The following is a 334-nucleotide window of genomic DNA, read 5'->3' as shown; positions in this document are numbered from 1 at the left end:
AGGGGTTTATTACAAAGATTATTCCTAAGCACACTTGGGCTGTTTTTGCCTGCAAGGGTGCAATGCCAAAATCATTGCAAGATGTAAACCAAAAAATCTTCTCAGAATGGCTACCTAACTGTAAAGATTATGAAATTGCAGCTGGTTATAACATTGAAATGTATACAAATATAGCTGATTATCCAAAGGGTAATCAGGATGAAAATTATTACAGCGAAATTTGGATTCCTATTAAGAAAAAATAAATAAAAGATAAAAAACCAGGCCCATTACGGCGGAACTCATTATGGTCGGCACAAAAATGACACTTTGCAGCAATCCGTTACCTCTTCTT

The 334-nt window shown here is 35.3% G+C and carries 1 protein-coding gene; it reads left to right on the top strand.

Going from position 1 to position 334, the window contains the following annotated elements:
- Nucleotides 1-245: GyrI-like domain-containing protein (locus RTW14_RS18455; protein WP_312654253.1), on the top strand; the 245-nt coding region annotated here is incomplete at its 5' end.
- Between the last annotated feature and the right edge of the window lie 89 nt (nt 246-334).

The organism is Aminipila sp. (assembly GCF_032051575.1).
Lineage (GTDB): Bacteria > Bacillota > Clostridia > Peptostreptococcales > Anaerovoracaceae > Aminipila.
The sequence above is the reverse complement of the archived record's forward strand: the minus strand, read 5'-3'. Positions and strand labels throughout refer to the sequence as shown.